This is a genomic window from Erythrobacter sp. S267, assembly GCF_057365045.1.
The window spans coordinates 2849773-2873188 of sequence record NZ_CP200298.1; the positions used below are offsets into that span (position 1 = coordinate 2849773).

Below are 23416 nucleotides of genomic sequence, written 5' to 3' on the forward strand. Positions count from 1 at the left end.
CGGGCGTCCATATGACGCTGGCCAAGGGCAGGTCAAAGGGAAGCGCATCAAAACCGCGTGAAATTTGCTTGGAACCTCTTGCGACGCTGGCTAGGTGCGGGTTCCAAGAAGGGTTGACGAACTGTATTGTGTGAATAATACAGTTGGATGGGAATAGATATGAGCACTATGAGCATTGCGCGAGACACTCAGACCGCCCGCAAGGCGATGATTGACAGCCAGCTGCGCACCAGCGGCGTGAATGAGGATTACGTCCTCGCTCGCATGCTGGCCGTGCCGCGCGAAGACTATCTGCCCGAAGACAAGGCGGACCTTGCCTATATCGATCGCTCGATCCCAGTCGGTCCGGATGCCACCCTCGCCTCGCCGCTATTTTACGGCAAACTGCTGCTCGAAGCCGCGCCGCGCGCCGCTGACCGCGTGCTGCTGGTCGAAGGGGGCACGAGCTACCTCGCGGACCTGATCCGCCCGCTGGTCGCAGAAGTGACCGTCATAAGCGCTGCTGATGCCGCCGCTGGGAAATTGCCGGACGGCACGTTCTCGCTCATCCTGATCGACGGCGCGATTGAGGTGCTGCCCGACGCGCTTGCGGGTGCGGTTGAGGAGAACGGCCTGATCGTCTCCGGCCTGCTCCTGCGCAAAGTCACGCGGCTCGCCTCGGGTCGCAAGATTACGGGTCAGATTACCCTGTCACCGGTTGAGGATCTGGGCATCCCGGTTCTCTCCGCTTTCAACGCCCCGAAAGGCTGGTCCTTTTCGTGATCACACGTGCCCGCCCTTTGGCCCGCATTCTCAAAGCATCGACCGCCCTTGCGGTGAGCGCCCTCACCCTTAGCAGCGGCGCAGCCCAGGCGGAGACTTTGCGCGACGCTTTGAAGGCGGTGTACAATTCAAACCCCACACTTGAGGGGGCCCGCGCCAACCAGCGGGCGACTGATGAGGGCGTGAACATCCAACGCGCGCCCGGCCTGCCTAACCTGACCGCGACAGCCACGCATATCGAATTCCTGCGCCAATCAGCAAACCAGTTTACCGCGCCCGACCGGAACCTGGGCGTCAACGCGCAGCTGCAAGTGCCAATCTATTCCGGCGGAGGTATCCGCAACAGCATCAACGCCGCTGAAGAACGGGTCGCCGCTGGCCAAGCCGACCTGCGCGGTACGGAAAGCCAGGTGTTCAGCCAGACAGTCGCCGCCTATATGGATGTGCTGCGGTTTGAGGCTTTGGCCCGGCTCGCCGCCAATCAGGTCGAAGTGCTTGAGGTGACGTTCCAGTCCACCAGTGACCGTTTTGAAATCGGCGACCTTACCCGCACCGATGTCGCGCAGGCCCAATCGCGGCTGGCAGTGGCGCAGGGCGATTTGCAAACCTCGTACTCCAATCTCGTCAATGCGCAGCAGGTTTATATCCAGCTGGTCGGCCGCGCGCCCATGGACCTCGAAGCGCCACCGCCCTTGCCCGGTCTGCCAGAGACGGTGGAGCAAGCGATTGTGACCGCGCTGGAGAACAACCCTGATCTGATCGCAGCGAAGGAACTGGCGCAGGCCGCTGGTTATGACACCGAAGCTGCTGGCGCGGGCCGCTTGCCCACGGTCGGTCTGTTTGCAAACCTCGATTATTCGGACTTTTTTGGTAGCCTCGGCGGGCCAGTATCGGCTGACTTCGCGCAGAGCGAGAAGACCGCCAATGCCGGCGTCCGCATCACTATCCCGATCTTTCAGGGCGGCCTGCCCGCCGCACGTCAGCGCCAGGCAGGCGCGCGCGAAAGCGCTGCGCTAGAGCAGGTCATCGCCACCGAACGCGCGATCATTCAGCAGACCTACTCTTCCTACGCGGCGTGGGAGGCATCCAACGCGGTGATCGAAAGCTCGGTGGCGGCGGTTGAAGCCGCAGAGGTCAGCCTTGAGGGCGTGCGGGCCGAGAACTCCATTGGCAATCGCACGATTATCGACGTCTTGAACGCAGAGCAGGAATTGCTCCTCGCCCGGGCAAATCTGGTGACCGCGCGGCGCAATGCCTATGTCGCGGGCTTCTCTCTGCTCGCCGCAATGGGCCGGGCCGAAGCGCGCGATTTGAACCTCGACACGGGCGGTCCGCTCTATGATCCGCAGGTCAATTATGAGCGGGTCAATGGACGCCTTTGGGACTGGGATCGCGACCCGGAACCGGAAGCCAATTCGACAAGAACCGTTGACATTGAAGCCCCTGACGCATTCATTGGCCCCGTTTTGGAGCCATCTGGATCGCAGTAGCCTGCTGATTCGAATGGTTAACGCAGCGCACTTGGTGTAAGAGGCTGCGTATTGAGTGTCAGGGGACGATTGACGTGTCGAATAGTGGTGAAGCCTCGGTCGAGGAAATCCTTGAATCGATCAAGAAAGTGATGGAGCGCGACACCCGCGCCACCGTATCACGCGCCCGCCAACGCAAAGTGGAAGAAGCTGAAGAGGCTGACGCCCTCGCTCAGGATATTGCGTCTGCGCAATCGGCAGAAGCTGCCGAAGAAGACGAAGTGCTCGATCTTGCTGATCTCGAACTTACCGAAATTCTGGATGACGGAGACGATGACGCAGCGGATGCGGATGAACCTCTGATCGCTGACGAAGTGCGCGGCGCGATGCAGGAAAACCTCGCCGCTCTCGCCATGCTGGCAGAGCCTCCTGCAAAACCGCAGATCGTGCGTTCGGGCGAAACCTCGCTCGAAGGGCTAACCCGCGAATTGCTGCGTCCAATGCTCGCCGAATGGCTCGACAAGAACCTGCCGAGCATGGTCGAAAAGCTGGTCCAGGCCGAAATCGCACGGATCGCTGGCAAGCGTAAGTAAACGCTGGCACACCAACCCCTATGAGCTCGCAAGACTTACTCGCAGCGCAATCCGCGTTGGGTCGCCACTATGGCAAAGAGGATCGCACAAAGGCCGAGAGGCAGATTTTCCTCTGCGCGCTTTCCGAGAAGCAGAAATGCTGCTCGCCCGAAGAGGGTGCAACTGCCTGGCAGCACCTCAAGACGCAGTTGAAGGAACGCGGGCTGGTCGGGCCAAAGCGCACTCCCGATCATCCCAAAGGCCCCGGTGGCATTCAGCGCTCCAAGGCCGATTGTCTGCAAATCTGCTCAAAAGGCCCCATCGCCGTCGTGTGGCCCGATGGTGTCTGGTATCACTCGTGCAGCCCCCACGTGCTCGACCGCATTATCGACGAGCATCTGATTGGCGGAGTGCCGGTTGAGGAATTCAGGCTGACGCCGCTCAAATAGAGCTTAGTCGTCGGACCTAGTCCTCGCCCCTAATCGTCGTCCTTACCTGACCACAATTCATCCGGGTCAGGCATACGATTGTCGACCGATTCGTCGTGCCCCGTTCCGTTGGAGAGGAACACCAACCCCATCAACCCGCCGCCCAGCAGCATTGTAAAGCTGATTCCAATCGCCACTGCGATGTAGAAATGCACTGAAATCATGCCGTTAAAGGCAAACAGGATTCCCACGGCAAGCAGCACAGTCCCCACCGTCACCGCCATCAGCAGTTTCATGATCTGGCGATAGCGCGCCCAGGCGTGGGCCGCATTCTCCGGATCATCGAGGGGGGACTTCTTGACCATGGGCATCCCATGCGGGTCGAAAGGCATCTTGGCAACTCACAACTGGCTCAGCGCCGTGGTCCCTGCGGCAGGCGGCCAACAGAACGGCACCGGCAGCTACGCGAATGGCTCTGGATCGGAGGCAATTATGCGGCCCGGATTCGCCTTTTGGTCGAATTAGTGGCATTTTTGGTCCGCAAGAGGAGGTTGCGCGCCCATGACTATCGCCAAAATCATCGCCAATCGGGACAGCTCTGACATCATCGCCTGCGACGTCACCACCCCGGTATCGGAAGCTGTGACCATGCTCGCCGGGAAGCGAATCGGCGCGCTGCCTGTGCTCCAGGGCGGAACAGTCGCCGGCATTATCTCCGAACGCGATGTGATCTATTGCCTTGCGGAGAAAGGCCAAGCCGCGCTCGACCTGACCGTGGGCGACATTATGACTTCACCCGCCGTCACGGTTGAGCCCAATACGCTGATCGACGATGCGCTCGCCCTGATGACCCGCCGCCGCTTCCGCCACTTCCCGGTGGTGGAGAACGGTCAGCTTGTCGCCTTCATATCCATCGGCGACATGGTGAAGCACAAGATTGATGAGGTCGAACACGAAGCCGCTGCCTTGCGCGACTACATTCAGACCGTCTGATGATCGCCCCCTACCCCTTGAGGAACAGGGCTGCGCCTCCTAAGTCCCTCCTATGGCTCAAACCCTAACCCTGACCCCCGCCGCTGCAAAGCGGATTGCCTTGATCGCCGAAAAGCAGACCAAGCCTGCGATTCTGCGCCTGTCGGTCGAAGGGGGTGGATGCTCGGGCTTCCAGTACAAATTCGACCTCGCCGACGCGCCTGAAGGCGACGATGCGGTGAGCGAAACCGATGGCGTGAAGCTGGTCGTCGACCCCGTAAGCCTCGATCTGGTCGGAGGTTCCGTGGTCGATTTCGTCGAATCGCTGGGCGGAGCGGCCTTCCGCGTAGAAAACCCCCAAGCCGCCGCCGGCTGCGGCTGCGGCTCCTCCTTCGGCATCTAGGCTTTACCAGCCGGGTGGACTTACCGTCCGGGTGTTGTTGGTAGCCTCCAGCCAACTCAACGCACGTTTAGAACCCCGAACGGCCCAGAGGGCCGCAAGCACGACCGTGCGCCGGCCGGTCAGGCCGCCCCCGCGGAGGCAATTGCGCCAAAGAGTTTCAGGGCAATTTGCCGCGAGCGCAAAAAGACTCCTCCCCGCATGGACCCGCCGCCCACATTGCGGCATGAACCTGCCCATGAAAATCGCCACCTATAACATCAACGGTATCAAAGCGCGCCTCCCCCGGCTCAAGGAATGGCTTGAGGAAACGCGCCCCTCGGTCGCCTGCCTGCAAGAGATCAAGAGCCAGGATGAAGGCTTTCCCGCCAGCGAATTCGAAGCGCTCGGCTACCAGCCCATCTGGCACGGGCAGAAAAGCTTCAATGGCGTCGCAATCCTGGCTGACACCAAGGCGGGATATGCAGTCGAGGAAGTGCAGCGTGGCCTTGGCATCAACGGCCCGAAAGAGGGTGAAGGCGAGCAGTCCCGCTATCTTGAGGCGAACATCACGAAGGATGGTGCCACGACCCGGATCGTGTGCATCTACCTGCCCAACGGCAACCCGCAACCCGGACCCAAATTCGACTACAAGATCGCCTGGATGGAGAAACTGCGCGCGCACATGGCTGAAATTTGGGCCGAGGAAGTGCCCGCAGCGGTGCTGGGCGACTACAACGTCATCCCCGAAGATGATGATGTCTATGCAGTGAAAGCGATGGCGCAGGACGCGCTAATGCAACCGGAATCGCGCGCCGCCTATGCTAGGCTGCTCGCCGATGGTTGGACGGACGCTGTGCGAACCCACAATCCGCGCGGCGGCGTGTGGACTTATTGGGACTATCAGGCAGGCGCATGGCAACGCGACCACGGTTTTCGCATTGACCACATCCTGCTTTCCCCTGAGCTAGCCGACCGCCTGCAAGCCGTCGGCGTCGATAAAGAGCATCGCGGGCGAGAAAAGGCGAGTGACCACGCCCCGACCTGGGCGTCTTTGTCCGACTGAGTTCTTGTTTTGCGCACGCCCATCCGGGCGCGCGTCCTCGCTAGACGTCCTCCGCTACGCTACGGAGCCGCTGCGGGCGGGCGGTCGCCCTTGCGGCTGCTGCGCAGCCGTGCTCCGCGATTACGCAGCAAAGTACGGCAAGCCTCGGAGTTCACCGGTATTGGAAGGCGGTATTCGCGAGCCGAAGGTGAGCCAGCGCGCGACTGCGCGCCGGCCGGTTAGGCCGAAGCCAAGCGGGCCGGATGGCCCGCGCCCGGCGTTTGAGGGTCAACGATAGAAGATATGCGTGTCGATCTGGGCGAGGCGTGTTTTGGCGCGGCTCCAGCGGGGGCGCACGTAATTGGCGTGGAAGTAGACCGCTTCGCTGGCCTCGCTCTCCCACAGGCCTTCATGCGCGATCTTGGCGACGGCCGTGGCTCTAATCCATGCGGGCGAGGAGGTGTTGATGTTCGGCATCCGACCACCGCGCACGAAGGAGAATTGCGAACGTTGATAAACAACGCCGCAATAGCTGGCGGGCCAGCGTGCATCTTCGGAGCGGTTGATCACGACTTCGGCGACGGCGAGTTGGCCATAGAGCGGCTCACCGCGCGATTCGAAATAGACCGCGCCAGCCAGGCAGCGCATTTGCTCGGAAAGCTGCGCATCGGTGTCGACCGTGCGAACCAGCTCACGCAGCGAGGTCGCTTCGGGTGCGGGCGCGGAGGCATCTTCCGCGCTCTCAAGCGGCTGGACGACTTCTTGCGCAATAAAGACCGGCTGTTCCGGCATGATTTCGGGAGCGGCCTCAGGAGCCTGCTCAACCACTGCATCGCCCTCAGCCGCATCAGCGACATCCTGGGCAGACGCAACAGCGCTATCCGCGCTGGAGAAACTCAAACTGGCTATCGCGGCAGCGGCGACAGCACTCAAAGAATAAGTCTTACGACTCATCAGATACACTTTTTGTGCGGTGAGCGAGCTCCGACGCAGGATGAGACCTTGTGGCGCGCAAACGCCTAGGAGGGTTTGGTCCCGAAGAAAGGTGAGTTTCTATGCCTGCCGGCTGCCCCCCGTCTGCGTGCCAAGTCAGCGACCGAAATGCCGCTCAACAAAGCCTGCGCGTTTGGGAAGTTCCGCGCCCAAATAGTCTCATGTGAAACTATGTCAAGTTAACGCGGCAAAAGTTCGATGAAGCGCTCTGGATTGGCGATATCCACCTCAAGGATCCAGACATCCGGATCTTGGCTCCGCCGACGATCTAGGTATTCGGAGAATTCGTACGGTTTTTCAGGGTTTTGAGCCTTTGTTGGCACAAAGGGCCTGGTCCCATCCAGTTGCGGCATACGCTCAAATAGCTGTGTGTCCTGATTGCGACACATGGTTACTATCAACACAGTTCCAGCATCGCGCTCCCCCTTTGCGAGGACCATCGCATGACCGCCTTCTGATTCGACCATTCGAATCAGACCGGCGATTTCGAGGTGTGCAGGGAGCCTCTCAGACATAGTCTGCCGCCGGTTTAAGCGGAATATCCGTCGAGCTTGGCGAGCGAAATGCGCGACCGCATGAATGTGCCACTCCCACGCCCGACCTCATCGCCCTCTGCGTCGATCAAGCGGCTTTCGGCGACATAGACGCGGCGCTTGCCGCTCACCCACTTGCCTTCCGCGATGATCTCGCCTTCGCGCACCGGCTTGGTGAAATAGACGTTGAAGTTCGTAGTCAGCAGGAAGTGCTCTTCGCAATGCGTGTTCGCGGCATAGAAGGCCGCATCGTCGAGCATCTTGAAATAGGCTGAGCCATGCGCGGCGCCGCCCGCGTGATAGACATTGTCGGTGACATTGAAGGTGATCCGCGAGAGGCCCTTGGACGGGATCACAAGCGAGGATCGGAACAGCTGATTGATCGGCGCGGCTGCGTAAAGCTGCTCCAGCCCACGATAATGGGGCTCACCCGTCAAAGGGCTGGACTGCCCCTCAGGCGGCATCGCGCAAGAATTGGTTGGTGAGCACGGCGAACAATCCTTCCGCATCGGGCGCATCGCTCAGGGCGGTCAACATTGCTTCGTCGCGGACCATGCGGGAAATGGCGGCGAGCGCGTGGAGATGCGTTGCGCCAGCATTCTCAGGCGACACAAGGCCGAAGATCACTCCCACAGGGATCGCATCGGCGGCTTTGAAATCGACCGGTTGTTCAAGCTTGAGCACAGCCATGGTTGGACGGGTCACCTGCGCACTGCGGCAATGGGGAATCGCAACGCCGCGACCAAAACCGGTGCTGCCGAGCGCCTCGCGCTGCTCCAGCCCATCCAGCACAGCGCCAGCATCCAGCCCGTAAACACGGGCATAGAGGTCGGCGAGCTCTTGAAGGACCTGGGCGCCGGACGAAGCGCTGCTCAGCGCAGTGGCCTCAGGCACGATTGCAATGTTGACGTCCATTATGACTTTGAAATCCTGTTAGGTTTCTGACCTTTGGGAAAGATCAGCGGGGACCTATAAATATGCGATTGACCGCAAAGGGGCGCGGCAAAAACCTCAAACAAAATAGGGTTGGACCAGCCTGTTTACATATGCCGAGGGGATCTACCGGCATCAGGTTGTTACAGTCCTAACGCGGCTCAACCCAACCGATCGAGCCATCGGAGCGGCGGTAAACCATATTATGCCGTCCAGTGCCAGCATTTTTGAAAAACAGCGCTGGGGTATCGCGCAGATCGAGCATCATAACGGCGTCCGCAACGCTGCTTTCGGGAACGTCGACGCTGGTTTCCGCGATTATCGGAGGAGCCTCCGCAACGATTTCTTCCTCAGCTTCGTCAGCGGCGAAGATGGTGTAGGCGGCCTCTTCCTCAGCGCGGGCGTGCAGGGCGCGTTCGTGCCGATCCTTGATCCGGCGTTTATAGCGTCGCAGCTGCTTCTCGACCTTGGTTGCCGCATCGTCGAGTGCGTGGTGCGCGTCGTGGGCAGAACCTTGCGCTTTCAGGATCAGGCCTTGCGTTACATGGGTGACGATATCGCAGGAGAAAGCCCCGGCGGGCGCTTTGCCAAAGGTGACGTGCGAGGAAATCGCGCGGTCGAAATACTTCTCGACAATGCCGTTCAGCCGGTCGGAGGCGTGCTCTTGCAGCGCGGCACCTGTTTCAACCTGATGTCCTGAGATGCGGATATCCATATTGCGAACCCTCCTTTGGTGCCGAAATCAAGAATGTGTGTCACTTCGCCCAGATCGCATCCTCGATCCCGGCGATGAATTCCTTGTGCCGCTCCAACTCCTCCGCTGAGGCCGCGTGCGGACGCGGTTCGCGGTGCGTTTTGGGAGCGGTTTTGAGCGGGATGGCGCTAGGCTCCTGCGTTTGTGGGGCGCTCGGCACAGCATCGGCGGCCAGCTCCAGACCGATCTGCCGCCCACCGGTCAGCTCGACATAAACCTGCGCGAGCAGTTCTGCGTCGAGCAGAGCGCCGTGCTTCACCCGGTGGCTGCGATCAATGCCGTAACGCGTGCACAGCGCATCGAGCGAAAGCTTTGCGCCGGGATGCTTTTTGCGAGCGATCGCCACGGTGTCGACCATGCGGTCCATGCCGATGGGTTCGCGCCCAATCCGCTCCAACTCAGCGTTCAAGAAGCCAAAGTCGAACCCCGCATTATGCGCCACCAACGGCGCGTCGCCGAGAAATTCGAGCAATTCATCCGCGGTTTCGGAGAAAAGCGGCTTTTCTGAGAGGAAGGCGGCGGACAGACCGTGCACCGCTTCAGCGGCGGCGGGCATGTCGCGTTCGGGGTTGTAATAAGCGTGGTAGGAGCGTCCGGTCTCAACCCGGCCGATCATCTCCACGCATCCGATTTCCACCATCCGGTCGCCCGTCTTGGGGTCGAGGCCGGTCGTTTCGGTGTCGAAAATCACTTCGCGCATTTGCAAGACTATTCACCCATGTCGGCGACTTAGCAAGAGCCTCAAGAGTGGTCTTTGCGCAATTGCTCGAGCAATCGTTCGACAAGGGCGCTCACCTGAGCCTGTGTTGCCTCCAAAGTGGTGCCAGTGTCGATCACATGATCGGCGCGCTCGCGCTTTTCGGCATCGGGAGTCTGCAGGCCCAGGATGCGTTCAAACTTCTCAACGCTCATGCCGGGGCGGGCAAGGACGCGCTCGCGCTGGGCTTCGGGCGGGGCAGAGACGACGACGATAACGTCGACCGCTTTGTGCCCTTCGCCTTCGAACAGAAGCGGAATGTCGAACAGGAGGACGGGCGCGTCCTTGTGCTGTTCCATGAACGCCGCGCGTTTGGCTCCGACGGCGGGGTGGACGATGGACTCTAGCTGCGAGAGTTTCTCGCGGTCGCCAAACACCAATTTGCCCAGCGCATCGCGGTCAACACCCTCTTCATTCGTGGAGCCGGGGAATGCTGCTTCGATGGCGTCGAGCAATTCACCGCCCGGACCCTGCATTTTGCGAACCTCAGCATCGGCATCGAAGACGGGCACGCCAGCGTCCTCAAACATCGCCGCGACGGTCGACTTGCCCATGCCGATGGAGCCGGTGAGGCCGATGATGGTTGGGCGTTTCACGATAGAAGCAGCCATCGAAGTTTAATGTCGTACTCCCGGGGTGGGGCAGCGCCAAAGAACCGCTCAAAGGCATTGGCGGCCTGACCGATCAGCATCGAAAGACCATCAATCGTTGTATGACCCGCGTCACGCGCATTCTTCAGGAACGGCGTATCAAGCGGGCTGTAGACGACATCATACGCAATCGCGCCCGGCGGCGCATGGCTCCAATCAAACTCAAGCGGCGGGTTTCCGGCCATGCCGAGTGGAGAGGCGTTGATCACCAGATCAAGGCACCCTTCGCGATCATCGAAGGGGAAGTCCGTTGGCTCAGCGAAATGCGAAATGTGGACCGCGTGATGCTCTCCTTTGGGCGCGAGTTCGTCGAGCAGAGCGCGCGCTTTTGCCGGATCGCGTCCTGCCACCACCAATGTAAAGCCTTGGTCCGCCAGCCCCGCAATAATCGCCCGTGCTGCGCCACCGGTGCCGATAATGCGCGCCATGCGGAAGAGGTGCTGGTTTTTTAGCTCGGCTCGCAGCGGCTCCAGAAAGCCCTCAACATCGGTGTTGTATCCGGTGAGCGAGCCATCCTCACCCCGCACCACCGTGTTCACCGCCCCCAGCCGCTCAGCCAGCGGGTCGAGGTGGTCGAGTAGCGGGATGATCGCTTGCTTGTGTGGCATGGTGACATTGCAACCGGCCCAATGGGGCTGCGCTTTGGAGGCTTCTATATAGGCGGGCAGAGCATCGGGCGTGACATGCTCGGACGCGTAGGAGCCGGGAATGCCCAGCTTCTCAAGCCAGAAGCCGTGAATCAGCGGGGATTTAGACTGCGCAATCGGGTCACCGATGACGTGCGCCTGGGGGCTGTCGCCACTCACGAGAAAAGAGCGCCCTGTTCGCGCAAAGCCCCGAGCACTTGCAGAAGCGGCATGCCCAGCACGGTGAACTGGTCGCCCTCTATGCTCTCAAACAATTGCACGCCCATCGCCTCTATCCGGAAGCAGCCGACAGTGTAGCCAATCGCAGGCCACTCCGCCTCAAGGTAATGCGCGATGAATTCCTCGGAGAGGTCGCGGACATGCAAGCTCGCGAGGGCGGTGCCACTCCACTCGCATGTGTCCCCGCGCACCAGAGCCGCACCGCTGTGCAATTCCATCACCTTGCCGGAGAAGAAGCGCAGATGGTCAGCTGCATCTTCGTGGCTTGTCGGTTTGTCGAAGCGTTTGCCTTCGACCACGACGAGGGAGTCGCTGCCGAGGATCAGTTCTGTGGGGTGATCGGGGGCCAAAGCGGCAGCCTTGGCAACGCTCAGCGCCTCGGCGATTTCGGGAGGGGAGGCATCGCGCAAGCCCTCTTCGATCGCCCGCTCATCAATATCCGCCGGGATCGCTTCATATTGGACGCCCGCCGCATCCAACATTGCCCGGCGTGAGGCGGATTTGCTCGCTAGGATCAATTTGGGCGCAGTCATATCGGCTTGCCCACCCCATCAACCTGCCGCTCCTTACGCTCCCGCTCCTGCACCAGACGGATGATGGCGGCGGCGCTTTCCTCGATTGATCGGCGGGTTACATCGATCACCGGCCAGCCATTGTCGGAGAACATGCGGCGGGCAAATTGCAGCTCGGACTTCACCTTGTCGTTGTCGACGTAAGACGTCTCGGTCCCCTCATTCAGCGACAAGAGCCGATTGCGCCGAATTTGCACCAGCCGTTCAGGCGCGGTGGTAAGGCCGACGACCAGCGGTTTCCTCAGGCCATACAACGCCTTGGGTGGAGGGCTCTCCACCACCAGCGGGATATTGGCGACTTTATAGCCGCGATTGGCGAGGTAGATGCTGGTCGGCGTCTTGGAGCTGCGCGACACACCGGCAAGGACAATGTCCGCCTCCTCCCAATCCTCATGCGCGATCCCATCATCATGGGCGATGGTGTACTGGATCGCATCGACGCGCTTGAAATAGTCGGCATCCATCAAGTGTTGACGGCCCGGTCGCCCATGCGCCTCCTGCCCCAATTGCGCCTCCAACGCGGCGGTCACTTGATCAAGCACCGGGACTGCGGGCAGGCCAAGATGGCGGCAATGCTCCTCCAACCGCGCCCGCGTATCCGGGTTCACCAGCGTAAACAGCACGAGGCCCGGATTGTCGGCGAGATCGGGCACGATCCGGTCGAGATGCTGCTTGGAGCGGACCATCGGCCAGAAATGGCGGTTAATGCTGGGGTCGTCGAACTGCGCCAGAGCCGCCTTGGCGATCATCTCCAGCGTTTCACCGGTAGAATCGGAGACAAGATGAAGGTTGAGGCGAATCATGGCGTGTGGAATTGACCGGCTGAAGGGCTAGGCACTGTTACCCCTGTGGAAAGCCCTAGGCATAAACCACGGGACAGACATGTCGACAAGACGGGCATGAATTATCACCCCCATTCTCAGCCTTTTTACCTAAGGTGTTCTCTACAAGTGGTTTGCCTATGAACAGGCTGGGGATAGTGGGGATCGTTAATCCTTGACCACGCATCTGTACGGATTCGCGTCCACGCAAAACCCTTTCCAGCACGGGACAAATCGGGCAGGGCGCAGATATACCCAATGTCCACAGGGCCAACAGACTCCATCAACCCATTTATAATTATAATTTATTTGTTTAGAGGAACGCCATGCCTGGTCCTTTGCTCGAAACCCTTAAGGGGAACCGCCAAGAAATCGCCCCTGTTTGGCTCATGCGCCAAGCGGGTCGATATCTGCCTGAATATCGTGAGCTTCGCGCTGAGAAAGGCGGCTTTCTAGAGCTTGTCTATGACAGCGAGGCAGCCGCTGAGATTACAGTGCAGCCGATCCGGCGGTTCGGATTTGATGGAGCGATCCTGTTCTCCGATATTCTGATTGTGCCGCATGCAATGGGGCAGGGGCTTGCCTTTATGGCAGGAGAAGGCCCGAAGATGTCGCCCACTCTGCTCGAAGCGGAGCTCAGCGATTTCACGCCTGTCTATGAGCGGTTTGACCCGGTTTACGAGACAGTGCGCCTAACCCGCCAGCAGATTGGCCCTGATGTGACCATGCTGGGCTTTGCGGGGTCTCCCTGGACGGTCGCGACCTATATGATTGCTGGCGAAGGCTCCAAGGATCAGGGGCCAGCGCGTTTGCTCGCTTACCGCGATCCGGCGCGCCTCCAGGCGATCCTTGATGCGATTATCGAGGTTTCGGTCACCTATCTGCGCGGTCAGATCGATGCAGGCGCGGAAGCTGTGCAATTGTTCGACAGCTGGGCGGGCAGCCTGGCCCCCGATGAATTTGAGCGCTGGGTGGTGGCTCCCAATGCGAAGATCACCGCCGCGATCAAACAATCGCACCCCGACACGCCGGTGATCGGCTTCCCCAAAGGCGCAGGCGCGAAGCTGCCAGCCTATGCCCGCGAAACGGGCGTTGATGCGGTGGGCTTGGACGAAACGCTCGATCCGATTTGGGCGCACCAGTCACTGCCCGAAGGCATGCCGGTCCAGGGCAATCTTGACCCACTGCTGGTTGAGGCCGGTGGACCCATGCTGCCAGAGCGGATCAAATATATCCTCGGCGCCTTCGAGGATCGCCCGCATGTCTTCAATCTCGGCCATGGAATCGGGCAATTCACGCCGATTGATCATGTCGAGCAGCTCCTGAAAGCGCTTCGGGGCTAGACGAGCATGAAAGACGCAATCCTCACCATCTATCCGTGGCTGACCGCGGGGCATGTCATCTTTGTCGTGTTCTGGATGGCAGGTCTTTTCATGCTGCCACGGCAATGCATTTACATGCTGGATGCAGCGCCGGGATCAGAGGATGAGGCGAAATGGGCGCACCGCATGGGATTGCTCCGCAAGATCATCCTCACGCCCAGTCTCATCATCGTCTGGGTGCTGGGCCTTGCTCAAGCAATCGGGGCGGAGATGTTCTCGCAAGGGTGGCTGCACATCAAACTGACGCTGGTTTTGCTCCTCACCTGTTATCACGGTTGGCTGGTCAGCAAGACCAAGGCGATGGCGCGTGGGGAGAGGCCTCTGGCGGACAAGACTTTGCGTCTTGTGGGTGAGGTTCCAGGCATCCTGCTGATCCTGATCGTCATCACGCTCTATATCGGCCGGCTTTATCTGGTCTGAATTGTTGCATTGACGTGTGCGAAGAGCGCTCGTATTTCACACAAGACCAATCACGGTATCGGCAGCGCGTTTTGGCTCTGCCAGGTCTGCTTTCTCCAAGCCCTTGGCCTTTTCCGTGCTGCGAAACGACGTTTGTTTGACCAGACACCTTTTCACGGGGTGCTTCATCATTTGAAGCACTGACCGGCCTGCTATTTCCACTCAATTGGAACGAATATCAAATGCATCTCAAAGACTTAAAAGCACGCACTCCGGCCGATCTGGTCGCCATGGCGGAAGAGCTTGGCGTAGAAGCGGCGGGCACTATGCGCCGGCAGGACCTGCTCTTCTCGATCCTTCGCGAACTCGCGGAAGACGAGGAATATGAAGAGAAGATCATGGGCATCGGCACGATCGAAGTGATGCAAGATGGTTTTGGATTCCTGCGTTCGCCCGAAGCGAATTACCTTGCTGGCCCCGACGACATCTATGTCTCGCCCAACCAGATCCGCAAATGGGGTCTGCGCACTGGCGATACGGTCGAAGGCGAGATTCGCGCGCCGCAAGAAGGGGAGCGGTATTTCGCCCTGACCGACCTCTCATCGGTGAACTTCGAAGACCCATCGAAAGTGCGGATGCGCACCAATTTCGACAACCTCACGCCGCTCTACCCAGAGGAAAAGCTGAACCTCGATACGCTTGATCCGACGGTGAAGGACAAGTCCGCCCGCGTGATCGACATTATCTCGCCGCAGGGTAAGGGCCAGCGCGCGCTGATCGTCGCGCCGCCACGCACCGGTAAGACGGTGCTGCTGCAGAACATTGCGAAGGCGATCACCGACAATCACCCAGATGTCTTCCTGCTGGTCTTGCTCGTCGATGAGCGGCCCGAGGAAGTCACCGACATGCAGCGCAGTGTGAAGGGCGAGGTGATCTCCTCAACCTTTGACGAGCCTGCCAACCGCCACGTCCAAGTCGCTGAAATGGTGATCGAAAAGGCAAAACGCCTGGTGGAGCACAAGAATGACGTTGTCATCCTGCTCGACTCGATCACGCGTCTGGGTCGTGCCTACAACACGGTTGTGCCAAGTTCTGGCAAGGTGCTGACCGGCGGTGTCGATGCCAACGCTCTTCAACGCCCGAAGCGCTTCTTTGGTGCCGCACGTAACATCGAGGAAGGCGGATCGCTCTCCATCATCGCCACCGCGCTGATCGACACGGGCAGCCGCATGGACGAAGTGATCTTCGAAGAGTTCAAAGGCACCGGTAACTCGGAAATCGTCCTCGACCGTAAGGTTTCCGACAAACGCATCTTCCCAGCGCTCGACGTCGGCAAGTCCGGCACCCGCAAGGAAGAGCTGCTGGTGGAGAAGGACAAGCTCTCCAAAATGTGGGTCCTGCGCCGTATCCTGATGCAAATGGGCACAGTCGACGCGATGGAATTCCTGCTCGACAAGATGAAGGATTCCAAGACCAACGAGGACTTCTTCGACACGATGAATCAGTAGGTGAAAGGGCCGCAATCCAGCAATGGACGCGGCCCTTTCCAGTTAGGTCAGGCGGTGACTATTGAACCGCACAAGAATGGGTGTACTGTCATCGACGGTGCACCGGCGTGGACGCTGTTGTACTCTTCACGAGATTGATCGCATGGTCGCAGCCGTGCTCTGAAACATAGGCTTCGCCCGACGCGATAATCTCGTGATTTGCGGCCTTAAGCCGCCAACGCCAGCCATCTGTGGCTTGGTATTTCACAAAATACATTCTCTTACCTCCTTTCTAGCGCTTCGATGGAATGCGCTGGTTAGATAGGTCGCATACTACATATTGTGCGTTCAATAGGATTGGACGCGCTAAATGCGGTGGCGGAGAAGCTTTTCTTGCGAAAGGCGCAGTATTCCGCGATAAATAAACAAAGTACTGAGCAGGACTTGTTTTATGGCAGCTGTGGAAACACTCCGCGCTAAGGCGGTGAAAGATATTTGTGGGTTCGGCTCAGTCGCGATGCTCGACTATCTGGAGCGCAGTGAAGTCTTTGTTCCACAGATAAAGCGGAAGAAGCACAGAGGGCGCCCAAGAGAATATACGTTTCGTGATGTGCTAATGCTGAAAGCCATCGCGACACTTCTTGAAAACGGAGCTTCAGTAGCAGCGATCAAGGAAGCTCTTGCAAAGGTACAAGCATATCGTTGGAAGGCAGATGCGGCTACTCTAGAGCATGGGCCAGGCTCAATCCGACATCTGATTTTCAGCGGCGGAAAGTTCTATTTTCCAAAAGATCGCGATGAGCTGATCGACCTAACTTTTGATGGTCAGCTGACGTTCGCATTTGTGCTTGATTTGGATCGCTTGCATACTGTTGTGCAAAACGAATGGGGTCAGGAGAGAATTAGGCTCATTGGTTAGCTGCAGCGCTAGCTCGCCTTTTTCTCCAACTGCCGTCCCATCATCTCCCAGACCTTGTTAACGGCTTTGAGCGGTCGGACCATCACTTTGAAGTCGGTGATCAGGCCCTCTGCGTTGAAGGTGATCATGTCGATCCCGTTGACTGCAATCCCCTCCATCTCGGTCTGGAATTCGAGCACGGCTGTGTCCCCATCCACCACTTCGCGCAAATAGCGGAACGATGGATTGCCGAGCGTTTGTCCCGCGGCGGAGAGGTAGGCGACAGTGATCGCACGGCCTTCTTGCGGTGTGTGGACGACGGGGGAGTGGAAGACGGCGTCTTCGTGGATGATTTCGGCGAGAGCCTGCGGATCGCTCCCACCCTCAATCACGCGGTGCCAATTGGCGAGACCCTTTGCCGCTGCGCTCGCAGCATTGTGCGGAATATCGGACATGGACAGCTCCTCCCTGTGAATTGGGCGTCTTTGCAATTCAACGCTAGGCCTAGCCAACAAGCGCCAGATTGGCCAAACTCAATCGCATTACAGAAATATTGGATGAAAGGTCCGACCCATGAAGGTCAATATCGAGATTGATTGCACTCCCGAGGAAGCGCGCGCCTTTATGGGCCTGCCCGACGTGACTGAGGCGAACAGCGCCTATGTCGAGAATATCACCAATGCGATGAAGGGTGTCTCCAGCCCCGATCAGCTCCAGCAATATGCAGCTGCTCGTGCACCTATGGGCCAGATGGGAATGAAGATGTTCCAGAGCTTCATGGAAAGCGGAATGCGCGCCGCTGGTGGCCAAACGAGCGGGAAGACGGGCAAAGACTGATCCGTCTTCTGGCACTTCGTCCATGAGCACCCTCACGCCCACTATCTTCGCGGTTTCGAGCGGGGCGCCTCCTGCAGCCATCGGCGTTATCCGTGTGAGCGGGCCGAGGGCAGGGGAGGCTCTGCGCGCGCTTACTGGACGCGACATCACCCCTCGCCGGGCGAGCCTTGCGCGGTTACGCGATGGGGCAGGGCAAACTCTCGATGAAGCGCTCGTCTTGTGGTTTCCTGGCCCGAAGACCGCCACGGGAGAGAATCTCGCCGAATTGCACTGCCATGGGGGCCGCGCGGTGCTTTCCGGCGTGTGCGAGGCTTTGGGAGCGATGGAGGGTCTGCGTCCGGCAGAGGAGGGCGAATTCACCCGCCGTGCTTTTGCTAATGGCAGGATAGACCTTGCCGAAGCCGAAGGGCTCGCTGACCTGCTCGAAGCGGAGACGGAGCTGCAACGCATGGCCGCTCTTGCGAGTGTTGAGGGAGTGCTGTCTGGCAAGGTCGAAGGTTGGCGAAGCGAGGTACTGCGCCTGTCGGCATTGGTCGAAGCGGCGCTCGATTTCTCGGATGAGGACGATGTTGACGCTTTACCGGCCAGTTTCTCGAGCGATCTTGGCGCGCTATCGAGTGAAATCCGCGACTTTTGCGATCGTCCCCGCTCCGAACGTTTGAAAGAGGGGTTTCGCGTTGCTCTTGGCGGGCCGCCGAACAGCGGAAAATCCACTCTCTTCAATGCTTTAATTGAGAGTGAGGCTGCGATAACCTCCCCAATTGCAGGCACAACGCGCGATGTGATCGAACGCAGCGTCGCCATCGCAGGCGTCGCCTTTACCTTCGTCGATACGGCCGGATTGCGTGGTGAGGGTGCTGAAGAAATCGAAGCCATCGGGATCGAGCGGGCGGAGCGCGAACTGACGCGCGCGGATTGCGTGATGTGGCTCGGCGCGGAAGGGGAGGGGCCTGTCAATTCTTGGGAAGTTTCTGCCAGAGCCGATGCGGCAGACTTTCACGCCAAGAGGGAGCCTCGACACGTGATCTCCGCGATCACGGGGGAGGGAATTACTGCGCTGAAACAGGATTTAATCGAATTTGCCCGCTCGCGCCTACCCAAACCGGGCGAGGCGGCCCTGAACGCCCGTCAACATGCGCGATTGAGTGAGGCGTTGGGGGCGCTTGAAGGAGCCGGCTCTCAAAACGATCCGCTACTGGTTGGCGAAGAATTGCGCCGCGCTCGCCTCGCATTCGATCGGTTGATTGGACGGGCGACGACAGAAGACATGCTCGACGCTTTGTTTGGTCGCTTTTGCATCGGCAAATAGAGCACTCGCGCAAACCCCATGTGTTTCACGTGAAACACCCGAACAACGCCTACACCCAAAACACCTAGACCTCACTCTCACGAAGCCCTATTTGCCCGCCCATGCACCACTTTGACGTCCTGGTGATCGGCGGAGGACACGCCGGTGTCGAAGCAGCCTGCGCGGCGGCTCGCATGGGCGCGCGCATAGGGCTCGTCAGCTTTGACCTCGACGCCATCGGCGCCATGAGCTGCAACCCGGCCATCGGAGGCCTTGGAAAGGGCCATCTGGTGCGAGAGGTCGATGCGCTGGATGGAGTGCTTGGCCGAGCGGCGGATGCGGGCGCGATCCATTACCGGATGCTCAATCGCTCCAAGGGGAGCGCTGTCTGGGGCCCGCGAGTGCAGGCCGACCGCGTACGATTCAAAGCGAAGGTGCAGGAAATCGTCCGGGCACAGGCCAATCTCACGCTTGTCGAAGGGGAGGCCGCGGCGCTGATCCTTGAAGGCGGCATGGTCGCCGGCTTGGAACTGGGTGACGGCACACAGCTTTACGCCGGACGGGTAGTGCTGTGCACCGGGACTTTCCTAGGTGGGGTACTCTTCCGTGGGGAAGAGCGCTTCGAGGGCGGAAGGATTGGAGAAAACGCCGCGACGCGCCTAGCAGAGCAGTTGCGTGGTGCTGATCTGCCCATGGCGCGGCTCAAAACCGGGACGCCTCCAAGGCTCGATGGGCGCACAATTGATTGGTCTCAGCTCGACGAGCAGCCCTCGGATGATGAGAGCTGGACGATGTCGCCGCTTACGTCGCGCCGCGCCAATCCTCAGGTGTTTTGCGGCATTACGCGCACCACGCAGGCCGCTCACGACGTAATTCGTGCCAATTTGCACCGTTCTCCGCTGTTTTCGGGCGCGATTGACGCGGCGGGGCCGCGCTATTGCCCCTCAATTGAGGACAAGATCCACCGTTTTGGCGATCGCGATGGGCATCAGGTCTTTCTAGAGCCCGAAGGTCTCGACACGCATCTTATCTATCCCAACGGGATCAGCACCTCGCTTCCGGTTGATGTGCAACAGGACATGCTGCGCGCCATGCCGGGTTTGGCGGCGGTTGAGATGGAGGTGCCGGGCTATGCGGTTGAGTATGATCACGTCGATCCGCGTGCGCTGACTCCCGATTTGCAGCTGCGCGCCATTCCAGGCCTCTATTGTGCGGGCCAGATCAACGGCACGACGGGGTATGAGGAAGCGGCGGCGCAGGGCCTTGTGGCGGGATTGGAGGCGGCTGCTGCTGCGCTCGGTAAAGCTGCGCCAGCGCTCGACCGAGCGAACTCCTACATCGCGGTGATGATTGACGATCTTACCTTGCAGGGTGTGAGCGAGCCTTATCGCATGCTGACGTCCCGTGCGGAGTACCGCTTGCGTCTGCGCGCCAACAATGCCTCGACCCGTCTCACGCCGCTGGGGCTGGAGGCTGGCTGCATTGCTGAGGAGCGGGCGCAGTGGTTTGCGCGCCGGGAGGAATCCCGTGAGCAGATTGGCAGCGCTTTTGCTGTTAAGCTCCATTCACGCGAATTGGCGGATCACGGAGCCAATGTTCGGCGCGATACCGGTGAAAAAGCGCTCGAAGAGTGGTTGCGGCATGACGGGATCACGCTCGAGACGCTTTCGCCCCTGTTGAACGAAGTGGGGCTGGGCGAGGTTGTAGCGCTGGACCCGCAATTGGCCGAGGAAATGGCCGAGGACGCCGCCTATGCACCCTATTTGGCCCGGCAGGAGGCTGAATTGCGCGACTTGCGGGCGAGTGAGGAGCTGCCTCTGCCTTCTGACTTCCCATACGCGCAAGTCCCAGGCCTCTCTAACGAGATGGTGGAGCGCCTGGCAGCCGCTGCTCCGACGAGCCTTGCAGCTGCCGGGCGAGTGCCTGGTATCACGCCTGCTGCGCTCTCCGCACTCCTCGTCCATGTTCGCAGATGGCAGCAAGCTGCGTGAGTGGCTCCAAATGAGTGAGCAACGCAGAATTCGCGGCGAGGATGAAGCGCGCGCCTATGCCCTCGGTTGGGGCGACGCAGAGGCGGGGGAGCGGCTTGAACGCTACGCCAAGCTGCTGATCGACGAGAATCAGCGACAGAACCTCATCAGCAAGCCCTCGCAGGACCATCTGTGGGAGCGGCATATCGCCGACAGCGCCCAGCTGCTCGAACATGTTCCACGTGAAACATATATGGAGCGCGTTCCGGGCACTTGGCTCGATTTAGGCACGGGGCCGGGGCTTCCGGGTTTGGTGATTGCGATCCTTTGTCCGAGAATCCCTGTGGCCCTCGTGGAATCGCGCGGACGTCGGGTTGAATTCTTGCAAACCTGTGTTGAGGAGCTTGGGCTCACCAATTGCACGATCTATGGCGAGCGTTTGGAGCGCGTTAGTCCGTTCGAAAGCTGGGTCATTTCGGCACGCGCCTTCGCTCCGTTGGAAAAACTCCTCCGCTTATCCGCACCCTTCTCCACAAAGCAGACCCGCCACCTCTTGCCCAAAGGCCGCTCGGCGGAGCACGAATTGACAGAGGCAAAAGCTTCGAATTCGGCGCATGTTTCACGTGAAACATTCATTGACCGATGACGAAGCGGGCATCATCGTGAGCAAATAGGCTCCAGCGGCGCGTTTATCGTGCCTGATCAAGCGGGAATAGCGCCATGTTGACCATAGCAATTGCGAATCAAAAGGGTGGGGTGGGCAAAACCACAACCGCCATCAACATGGCCACCGCCATGGCTGCAACCGGGTGGAGCACGCTGCTGATCGACCTTGATCCGCAGGGTAATGCCTCCACGGGTCTCGGTGTCGACTCCGCCAACCGTGAGGTTTCCAGCTACGATCTGCTCGTGGACGAGGTCCCGCTGGCCGAGGCGGTGATGGCGACGAGCATTCCCGGCCTCGATATCGTCCCGGCAACGGTGGACTTGAGTGGAGCAGAGGTGGAATTGGTGTCGGTGGAGGAGCGCACAGCGCGTCTTCGCACGGCGCTGGAGAACCATAAGGGCCACGACATCTGTTTCATCGATTGCCCGCCGTCACTCGGCCTACTGACGCTGAATGCTCTGTGTGCCGCGGATACGCTCCTTGTTCCGCTGCAATGCGAGTTCTTTGCGCTTGAGGGGCTTAGCCAGCTGTTACAGACGGTGGAGCGGGTGCAGCAGCGCTTTAATCCGTCGCTCGACATCATTGGTGTTGCGCTGACGATGTTTGACCGCCGCAACCGGTTAACCGACCAAGTGGCCGACGACGTGCGTGATTGCCTCGGCAATCTGGTGTTTGAGACCGTTATCCCACGCAATGTGCGCCTTTCTGAAGCTCCCAGCCACGGACTTCCGGCGCTCGTCTACGACCATTCCTGCGTCGGGAGCCGCGCCTATATCGCCCTCGCGCGTGAATTGATCGGCCGTTTTCCCGCTGAAAGGCAAGCCGCATGAGCAAATCGACCGACCCAATCCGTTTCTCCGTGCCGCAACGCGCGCCTGCTGACCGCAAGAAAAAGCTTGGCAAGGGGTTGGGCGCACTGATGGGTGAAACCAAGCGCGAGGAGCCGCTTGTACGTAGCTCGAGCGAGGGCAGTGACGGTGATGCCAAGGCTTCAACTTCTAGCGCGCCCGATTCTCCGCTGAAGTCACTGCCTGTTGCGCGGATTGAGCCGCTGCCGGGCAACCCTCGCAAGCACTTCGACGAGGCGGCCCTCGACGAGCTTGCTGCCTCGATCTCCACCCGCGGGGTGATCCAACCCATTATCGTTCGTCCTCATGGGGAGGGTCGCTATCAACTGGTGGCAGGCGAGCGGCGCTGGCGGGCGGCGCAAAAGGCGCGGTTGCACGAAATTCCCGCTCTGGTCCGTGAACTTTCCGACCGCGAGGTGATGGCGCTTGCACTGATAGAGAACTTGCAACGCGAAGATCTCAATCCCGTCGAAGAAGCACGCGCTTATCAGAGGCTTAGTGACGAAGAGGGCATGACGCAGGCTGAGATCGCTCGCATGGTTGAGAAATCACGCAGCCATGTTGCCAACCTCCAGCGTTTGCTTGGATTGCCTGAGGCGGTTCTCGATCTGGTCGAGGGTGGAAAGCTTTCCATGGGCCACGCTCGTGCTCTAATCGGGCAAGAGGATGCGGCCAGCCTGGCGAAGCAGGCGGTCAATGATAACCTCTCTGTGCGAGAGATTGAAAAACTGGTGCGCAAAGTTGCGAAGAGTGTTCGGCTGAATAGCGGCGCTGTCGCTCCACTTCCGCCGACCAGCCATGAAAATGCCGACATCGTCGCGGTTCAGCGGCATTTGGAGGAGTTTCTCGGGCTCAACGTTCGAATCAAGGCCGATTCTGATCCACGCTCTGGGGCAATCACTATCAAGTATGGTTCCCTGGACCAGCTCGACATGCTCTGCCAGCGTCTGACGGGTGGGGACTTCTAAAAGCTTTTTCACACCCGGTAAGTACGAAGAAACCCCGGTTTTCCGGGGTTTTCTTGTGCCTGTGCTTTAAATCCTACCGCGTGATTAACCCTACCCGGAAACGAAGCGGGAACCCGGCAATCCTACTTAGAGCTGGCGAGCGGGTCGTTAACCCGTTCGGCGAGCA

General features: G+C 59.7%; 30 protein-coding genes. 17 read left to right on the forward strand and 13 right to left on the reverse strand.

Going from position 1 to position 23416, the window contains the following annotated elements; all coding sequences use genetic code 11:
- Window positions 1-159: 159 nt before the first annotated feature.
- From AC0V6X_RS13410 to AC0V6X_RS13425, 4 genes are all read left to right on the forward strand, one after another.
- Complete coding sequence (locus tag AC0V6X_RS13410; RefSeq protein WP_486185047.1) at window positions 160-762, forward strand: protein-L-isoaspartate O-methyltransferase family protein; 603 nt, start codon at window positions 160-162, stop codon at window positions 760-762.
- A complete protein-coding gene (locus AC0V6X_RS13415) occupies window positions 762-2252 on the forward strand; it encodes a TolC family outer membrane protein (protein ID WP_486185587.1) in 1491 nt (496 codons plus the stop codon). Before AC0V6X_RS13410 ends, AC0V6X_RS13415 begins: the two co-directional genes overlap by 1 nt.
- A gap of 74 nt (window positions 2253-2326) precedes the next feature.
- Complete coding sequence (locus AC0V6X_RS13420) at window positions 2327-2824, forward strand: DUF2497 domain-containing protein (RefSeq protein ID WP_486185048.1); 498 nt, start codon at window positions 2327-2329, stop codon at window positions 2822-2824.
- A gap of 20 nt (window positions 2825-2844) precedes the next feature.
- Window positions 2845-3252 carry a (2Fe-2S) ferredoxin domain-containing protein gene (locus AC0V6X_RS13425; RefSeq protein WP_486185049.1) on the forward strand — a complete coding sequence of 136 codons (408 nt, stop codon included), beginning with the start codon at window positions 2845-2847 and terminating at the stop codon, window positions 3250-3252.
- 29 nt (window positions 3253-3281) lie between these two features.
- Here AC0V6X_RS13425 and AC0V6X_RS13430 read toward each other — a convergent pair whose 3' ends face one another.
- Entirely contained in the window at window positions 3282-3596 is a 315-nt protein-coding gene (locus tag AC0V6X_RS13430; protein ID WP_486185050.1) for a hypothetical protein, read from the reverse strand.
- A 196-nt stretch (window positions 3597-3792) separates the two neighbouring features.
- On the opposite strand from AC0V6X_RS13430, the gene AC0V6X_RS13435 reads away from it, so the two are divergent.
- The 3 genes from AC0V6X_RS13435 (at window position 3793) to xth (ending at window position 5648) form a co-directional block, all read left to right on the forward strand.
- A complete protein-coding gene (locus AC0V6X_RS13435) occupies window positions 3793-4224 on the forward strand; it encodes a CBS domain-containing protein (RefSeq protein WP_486185051.1) in 432 nt (143 codons plus the stop codon).
- A 52-nt stretch (window positions 4225-4276) separates the two neighbouring features.
- A complete protein-coding gene (locus AC0V6X_RS13440) occupies window positions 4277-4606 on the forward strand; it encodes a HesB/IscA family protein (protein ID WP_486185052.1) in 330 nt (109 codons plus the stop codon).
- A gap of 235 nt (window positions 4607-4841) precedes the next feature.
- A complete protein-coding gene (gene xth, locus AC0V6X_RS13445) occupies window positions 4842-5648 on the forward strand; it encodes an exodeoxyribonuclease III (RefSeq protein ID WP_486185053.1) in 807 nt (268 codons plus the stop codon).
- A gap of 267 nt (window positions 5649-5915) precedes the next feature.
- On the opposite strand, the gene AC0V6X_RS13450 is transcribed toward xth, so the two are convergent.
- The 10 genes from AC0V6X_RS13450 to AC0V6X_RS13495 form a co-directional block, all read right to left on the reverse strand.
- On the reverse strand, window positions 5916-6581 hold the full coding sequence (locus AC0V6X_RS13450; RefSeq protein WP_486185054.1) for a cell wall hydrolase: 666 nt from the start codon (window positions 6579-6581) through the stop codon (window positions 5916-5918).
- A 218-nt stretch (window positions 6582-6799) separates the two neighbouring features.
- Window positions 6800-7135, reverse strand: coding sequence for a DUF1491 family protein (locus AC0V6X_RS13455; protein ID WP_486185055.1), 336 nt, complete (start codon window positions 7133-7135; stop codon window positions 6800-6802).
- Window positions 7136-7149: 14 nt separating this feature from the next.
- Window positions 7150-7617, reverse strand: a complete 468-nt coding sequence (locus AC0V6X_RS13460) for a PaaI family thioesterase (protein ID WP_486185056.1) — start codon at window positions 7615-7617, stop codon at window positions 7150-7152.
- The gene (locus AC0V6X_RS13465; RefSeq protein ID WP_486185057.1) at window positions 7607-8068 is read right to left on the reverse strand and encodes a PTS sugar transporter subunit IIA; all 462 of its coding nucleotides are present in this window, start codon (window positions 8066-8068) and stop codon (window positions 7607-7609) included. The genes AC0V6X_RS13460 and AC0V6X_RS13465 overlap by 11 nt, the downstream gene beginning before the upstream one ends.
- Window positions 8069-8237: 169 nt before the next feature.
- Window positions 8238-8801 carry a ribosome hibernation-promoting factor, HPF/YfiA family gene (gene hpf / locus AC0V6X_RS13470; protein ID WP_486185058.1) on the reverse strand — a complete coding sequence of 188 codons (564 nt, stop codon included), beginning with the start codon at window positions 8799-8801 and terminating at the stop codon, window positions 8238-8240.
- A gap of 40 nt (window positions 8802-8841) precedes the next feature.
- A complete protein-coding gene (gene dnaQ / locus AC0V6X_RS13475; protein ID WP_486185059.1) occupies window positions 8842-9540 on the reverse strand; it encodes a DNA polymerase III subunit epsilon in 699 nt (232 codons plus the stop codon).
- Between the two features lie 41 nt (window positions 9541-9581).
- Window positions 9582-10193 carry a dephospho-CoA kinase gene (gene coaE / locus AC0V6X_RS13480; protein ID WP_486185060.1) on the reverse strand — a complete coding sequence of 204 codons (612 nt, stop codon included), beginning with the start codon at window positions 10191-10193 and terminating at the stop codon, window positions 9582-9584.
- Window positions 10190-11053, reverse strand: a complete 864-nt coding sequence (gene aroE / locus AC0V6X_RS13485) for a shikimate dehydrogenase (RefSeq protein WP_486185061.1) — start codon at window positions 11051-11053, stop codon at window positions 10190-10192. Before aroE ends, coaE begins: the two co-directional genes overlap by 4 nt.
- Window positions 11050-11646 (reverse strand): Maf family protein, encoded by a 597-nt coding sequence (locus AC0V6X_RS13490; RefSeq protein ID WP_486185062.1) that lies wholly within the window; start codon window positions 11644-11646, stop codon window positions 11050-11052. The genes aroE and AC0V6X_RS13490 overlap by 4 nt, the downstream gene beginning before the upstream one ends.
- Window positions 11643-12488 carry a pyruvate, water dikinase regulatory protein gene (locus AC0V6X_RS13495; protein WP_486185063.1) on the reverse strand — a complete coding sequence of 282 codons (846 nt, stop codon included), beginning with the start codon at window positions 12486-12488 and terminating at the stop codon, window positions 11643-11645. The genes AC0V6X_RS13490 and AC0V6X_RS13495 overlap by 4 nt, the downstream gene beginning before the upstream one ends.
- 344 nt (window positions 12489-12832) lie before the next feature.
- Between AC0V6X_RS13495 and hemE the strand changes: the two genes are divergently transcribed.
- The 3 genes from hemE (at window position 12833) to rho (ending at window position 15795) form a co-directional block, all read left to right on the forward strand.
- Complete coding sequence (gene hemE / locus AC0V6X_RS13500) at window positions 12833-13849, forward strand: uroporphyrinogen decarboxylase (RefSeq protein WP_486185064.1); 1017 nt, start codon at window positions 12833-12835, stop codon at window positions 13847-13849.
- Between the two features lie 6 nt (window positions 13850-13855).
- Window positions 13856-14308: a CopD family protein gene (locus AC0V6X_RS13505; RefSeq protein WP_486185065.1), complete on the forward strand. Its 453-nt coding sequence runs from the start codon at window positions 13856-13858 to the stop codon at window positions 14306-14308.
- Window positions 14309-14529: 221 nt separating this feature from the next.
- Window positions 14530-15795, forward strand: a complete 1266-nt coding sequence (gene rho, locus AC0V6X_RS13510; RefSeq protein ID WP_486185066.1) for a transcription termination factor Rho — start codon at window positions 14530-14532, stop codon at window positions 15793-15795.
- A gap of 88 nt (window positions 15796-15883) precedes the next feature.
- Here rho and AC0V6X_RS13515 read toward each other — a convergent pair whose 3' ends face one another.
- Window positions 15884-16051, reverse strand: a complete 168-nt coding sequence (locus AC0V6X_RS13515; RefSeq protein ID WP_486185067.1) for a YegP family protein — start codon at window positions 16049-16051, stop codon at window positions 15884-15886.
- A gap of 174 nt (window positions 16052-16225) precedes the next feature.
- Here AC0V6X_RS13515 and AC0V6X_RS13520 point away from each other — a divergent pair, with 174 nt between their 5' ends.
- Entirely contained in the window at window positions 16226-16693 is a 468-nt protein-coding gene (locus tag AC0V6X_RS13520) for a MerR family transcriptional regulator (protein ID WP_486185068.1), read from the forward strand.
- An 8-nt stretch (window positions 16694-16701) separates the two neighbouring features.
- Here the strand turns inward: AC0V6X_RS13520 and AC0V6X_RS13525 are convergent, their stop codons facing one another.
- On the reverse strand, window positions 16702-17127 hold the full coding sequence (locus AC0V6X_RS13525) for a nuclear transport factor 2 family protein (protein WP_486185069.1): 426 nt from the start codon (window positions 17125-17127) through the stop codon (window positions 16702-16704).
- 118 nt (window positions 17128-17245) lie between these two features.
- On the opposite strand from AC0V6X_RS13525, the gene AC0V6X_RS13530 reads away from it, so the two are divergent.
- From AC0V6X_RS13530 to AC0V6X_RS13555, 6 genes are all read left to right on the forward strand, one after another.
- Window positions 17246-17509, forward strand: a complete 264-nt coding sequence (locus tag AC0V6X_RS13530) for a DUF6489 family protein (RefSeq protein WP_486185070.1) — start codon at window positions 17246-17248, stop codon at window positions 17507-17509.
- A gap of 22 nt (window positions 17510-17531) precedes the next feature.
- Window positions 17532-18818, forward strand: coding sequence for a tRNA uridine-5-carboxymethylaminomethyl(34) synthesis GTPase MnmE (gene mnmE, locus AC0V6X_RS13535; protein ID WP_486185071.1), 1287 nt, complete (start codon window positions 17532-17534; stop codon window positions 18816-18818).
- A 101-nt stretch (window positions 18819-18919) separates the two neighbouring features.
- On the forward strand, window positions 18920-20788 hold the full coding sequence (mnmG, locus tag AC0V6X_RS13540) for a tRNA uridine-5-carboxymethylaminomethyl(34) synthesis enzyme MnmG (protein ID WP_486185072.1): 1869 nt from the start codon (window positions 18920-18922) through the stop codon (window positions 20786-20788).
- A gap of 10 nt (window positions 20789-20798) precedes the next feature.
- Entirely contained in the window at window positions 20799-21413 is a 615-nt protein-coding gene (gene rsmG / locus AC0V6X_RS13545) for a 16S rRNA (guanine(527)-N(7))-methyltransferase RsmG (RefSeq protein WP_486185073.1), read from the forward strand.
- 74 nt (window positions 21414-21487) lie between these two features.
- Window positions 21488-22264 carry a ParA family protein gene (locus AC0V6X_RS13550; RefSeq protein ID WP_486185074.1) on the forward strand — a complete coding sequence of 259 codons (777 nt, stop codon included), beginning with the start codon at window positions 21488-21490 and terminating at the stop codon, window positions 22262-22264.
- Complete coding sequence (locus AC0V6X_RS13555; protein WP_486185075.1) at window positions 22261-23250, forward strand: ParB/RepB/Spo0J family partition protein; 990 nt, start codon at window positions 22261-22263, stop codon at window positions 23248-23250. Before AC0V6X_RS13550 ends, AC0V6X_RS13555 begins: the two co-directional genes overlap by 4 nt.
- Window positions 23251-23416 lie beyond the last annotated feature (166 nt).

Excerpts from the sequence above, each read along its gene's own strand:
- AC0V6X_RS13410 (WP_486185047.1), top strand. The coding sequence starts at position 160 with ATGAGCACTATGAGCATTGCGCGAGACACTCAGACCGCCCGCAAGGCG.
- AC0V6X_RS13425 (WP_486185049.1), top strand. The coding sequence starts at position 2,845 with ATGAGCTCGCAAGACTTACTCGCAGCGCAATCCGCGTTGGGTCGCCAC.
- AC0V6X_RS13430 (WP_486185050.1), bottom strand. The coding sequence starts at position 3,596 with ATGGTCAAGAAGTCCCCCCTCGATGATCCGGAGAATGCGGCCCACGCC.
- AC0V6X_RS13435 (WP_486185051.1), top strand. The coding sequence starts at position 3,793 with ATGACTATCGCCAAAATCATCGCCAATCGGGACAGCTCTGACATCATC.
- AC0V6X_RS13440 (WP_486185052.1), top strand. The coding sequence starts at position 4,277 with ATGGCTCAAACCCTAACCCTGACCCCCGCCGCTGCAAAGCGGATTGCC.
- xth (WP_486185053.1), top strand. The coding sequence starts at position 4,842 with ATGAAAATCGCCACCTATAACATCAACGGTATCAAAGCGCGCCTCCCC.
- AC0V6X_RS13450 (WP_486185054.1), bottom strand. The coding sequence starts at position 6,581 with ATGAGTCGTAAGACTTATTCTTTGAGTGCTGTCGCCGCTGCCGCGATA.
- AC0V6X_RS13455 (WP_486185055.1), bottom strand. The coding sequence starts at position 7,135 with ATGTCTGAGAGGCTCCCTGCACACCTCGAAATCGCCGGTCTGATTCGA.
- AC0V6X_RS13460 (WP_486185056.1), bottom strand. The coding sequence starts at position 7,617 with ATGCCGCCTGAGGGGCAGTCCAGCCCTTTGACGGGTGAGCCCCATTAT.
- AC0V6X_RS13465 (WP_486185057.1), bottom strand. The coding sequence starts at position 8,068 with ATGGACGTCAACATTGCAATCGTGCCTGAGGCCACTGCGCTGAGCAGC.
- hpf (WP_486185058.1), bottom strand. The coding sequence starts at position 8,801 with ATGGATATCCGCATCTCAGGACATCAGGTTGAAACAGGTGCCGCGCTG.
- dnaQ (WP_486185059.1), bottom strand. The coding sequence starts at position 9,540 with ATGCGCGAAGTGATTTTCGACACCGAAACGACCGGCCTCGACCCCAAG.
- AC0V6X_RS13490 (WP_486185062.1), bottom strand. The coding sequence starts at position 11,646 with ATGACTGCGCCCAAATTGATCCTAGCGAGCAAATCCGCCTCACGCCGG.
- AC0V6X_RS13495 (WP_486185063.1), bottom strand. The coding sequence starts at position 12,488 with ATGATTCGCCTCAACCTTCATCTTGTCTCCGATTCTACCGGTGAAACG.
- hemE (WP_486185064.1), top strand. The coding sequence starts at position 12,833 with ATGCCTGGTCCTTTGCTCGAAACCCTTAAGGGGAACCGCCAAGAAATC.
- AC0V6X_RS13505 (WP_486185065.1), top strand. The coding sequence starts at position 13,856 with ATGAAAGACGCAATCCTCACCATCTATCCGTGGCTGACCGCGGGGCAT.
- rho (WP_486185066.1), top strand. The coding sequence starts at position 14,530 with ATGCATCTCAAAGACTTAAAAGCACGCACTCCGGCCGATCTGGTCGCC.
- AC0V6X_RS13515 (WP_486185067.1), bottom strand. The coding sequence starts at position 16,051 with ATGTATTTTGTGAAATACCAAGCCACAGATGGCTGGCGTTGGCGGCTT.
- AC0V6X_RS13520 (WP_486185068.1), top strand. The coding sequence starts at position 16,226 with ATGGCAGCTGTGGAAACACTCCGCGCTAAGGCGGTGAAAGATATTTGT.
- AC0V6X_RS13525 (WP_486185069.1), bottom strand. The coding sequence starts at position 17,127 with ATGTCCGATATTCCGCACAATGCTGCGAGCGCAGCGGCAAAGGGTCTC.
- AC0V6X_RS13530 (WP_486185070.1), top strand. The coding sequence starts at position 17,246 with ATGAAGGTCAATATCGAGATTGATTGCACTCCCGAGGAAGCGCGCGCC.
- mnmE (WP_486185071.1), top strand. The coding sequence starts at position 17,532 with ATGAGCACCCTCACGCCCACTATCTTCGCGGTTTCGAGCGGGGCGCCT.
- mnmG (WP_486185072.1), top strand. The coding sequence starts at position 18,920 with ATGCACCACTTTGACGTCCTGGTGATCGGCGGAGGACACGCCGGTGTC.
- rsmG (WP_486185073.1), top strand. The coding sequence starts at position 20,799 with ATGAGTGAGCAACGCAGAATTCGCGGCGAGGATGAAGCGCGCGCCTAT.
- AC0V6X_RS13550 (WP_486185074.1), top strand. The coding sequence starts at position 21,488 with ATGTTGACCATAGCAATTGCGAATCAAAAGGGTGGGGTGGGCAAAACC.
- AC0V6X_RS13555 (WP_486185075.1), top strand. The coding sequence starts at position 22,261 with ATGAGCAAATCGACCGACCCAATCCGTTTCTCCGTGCCGCAACGCGCG.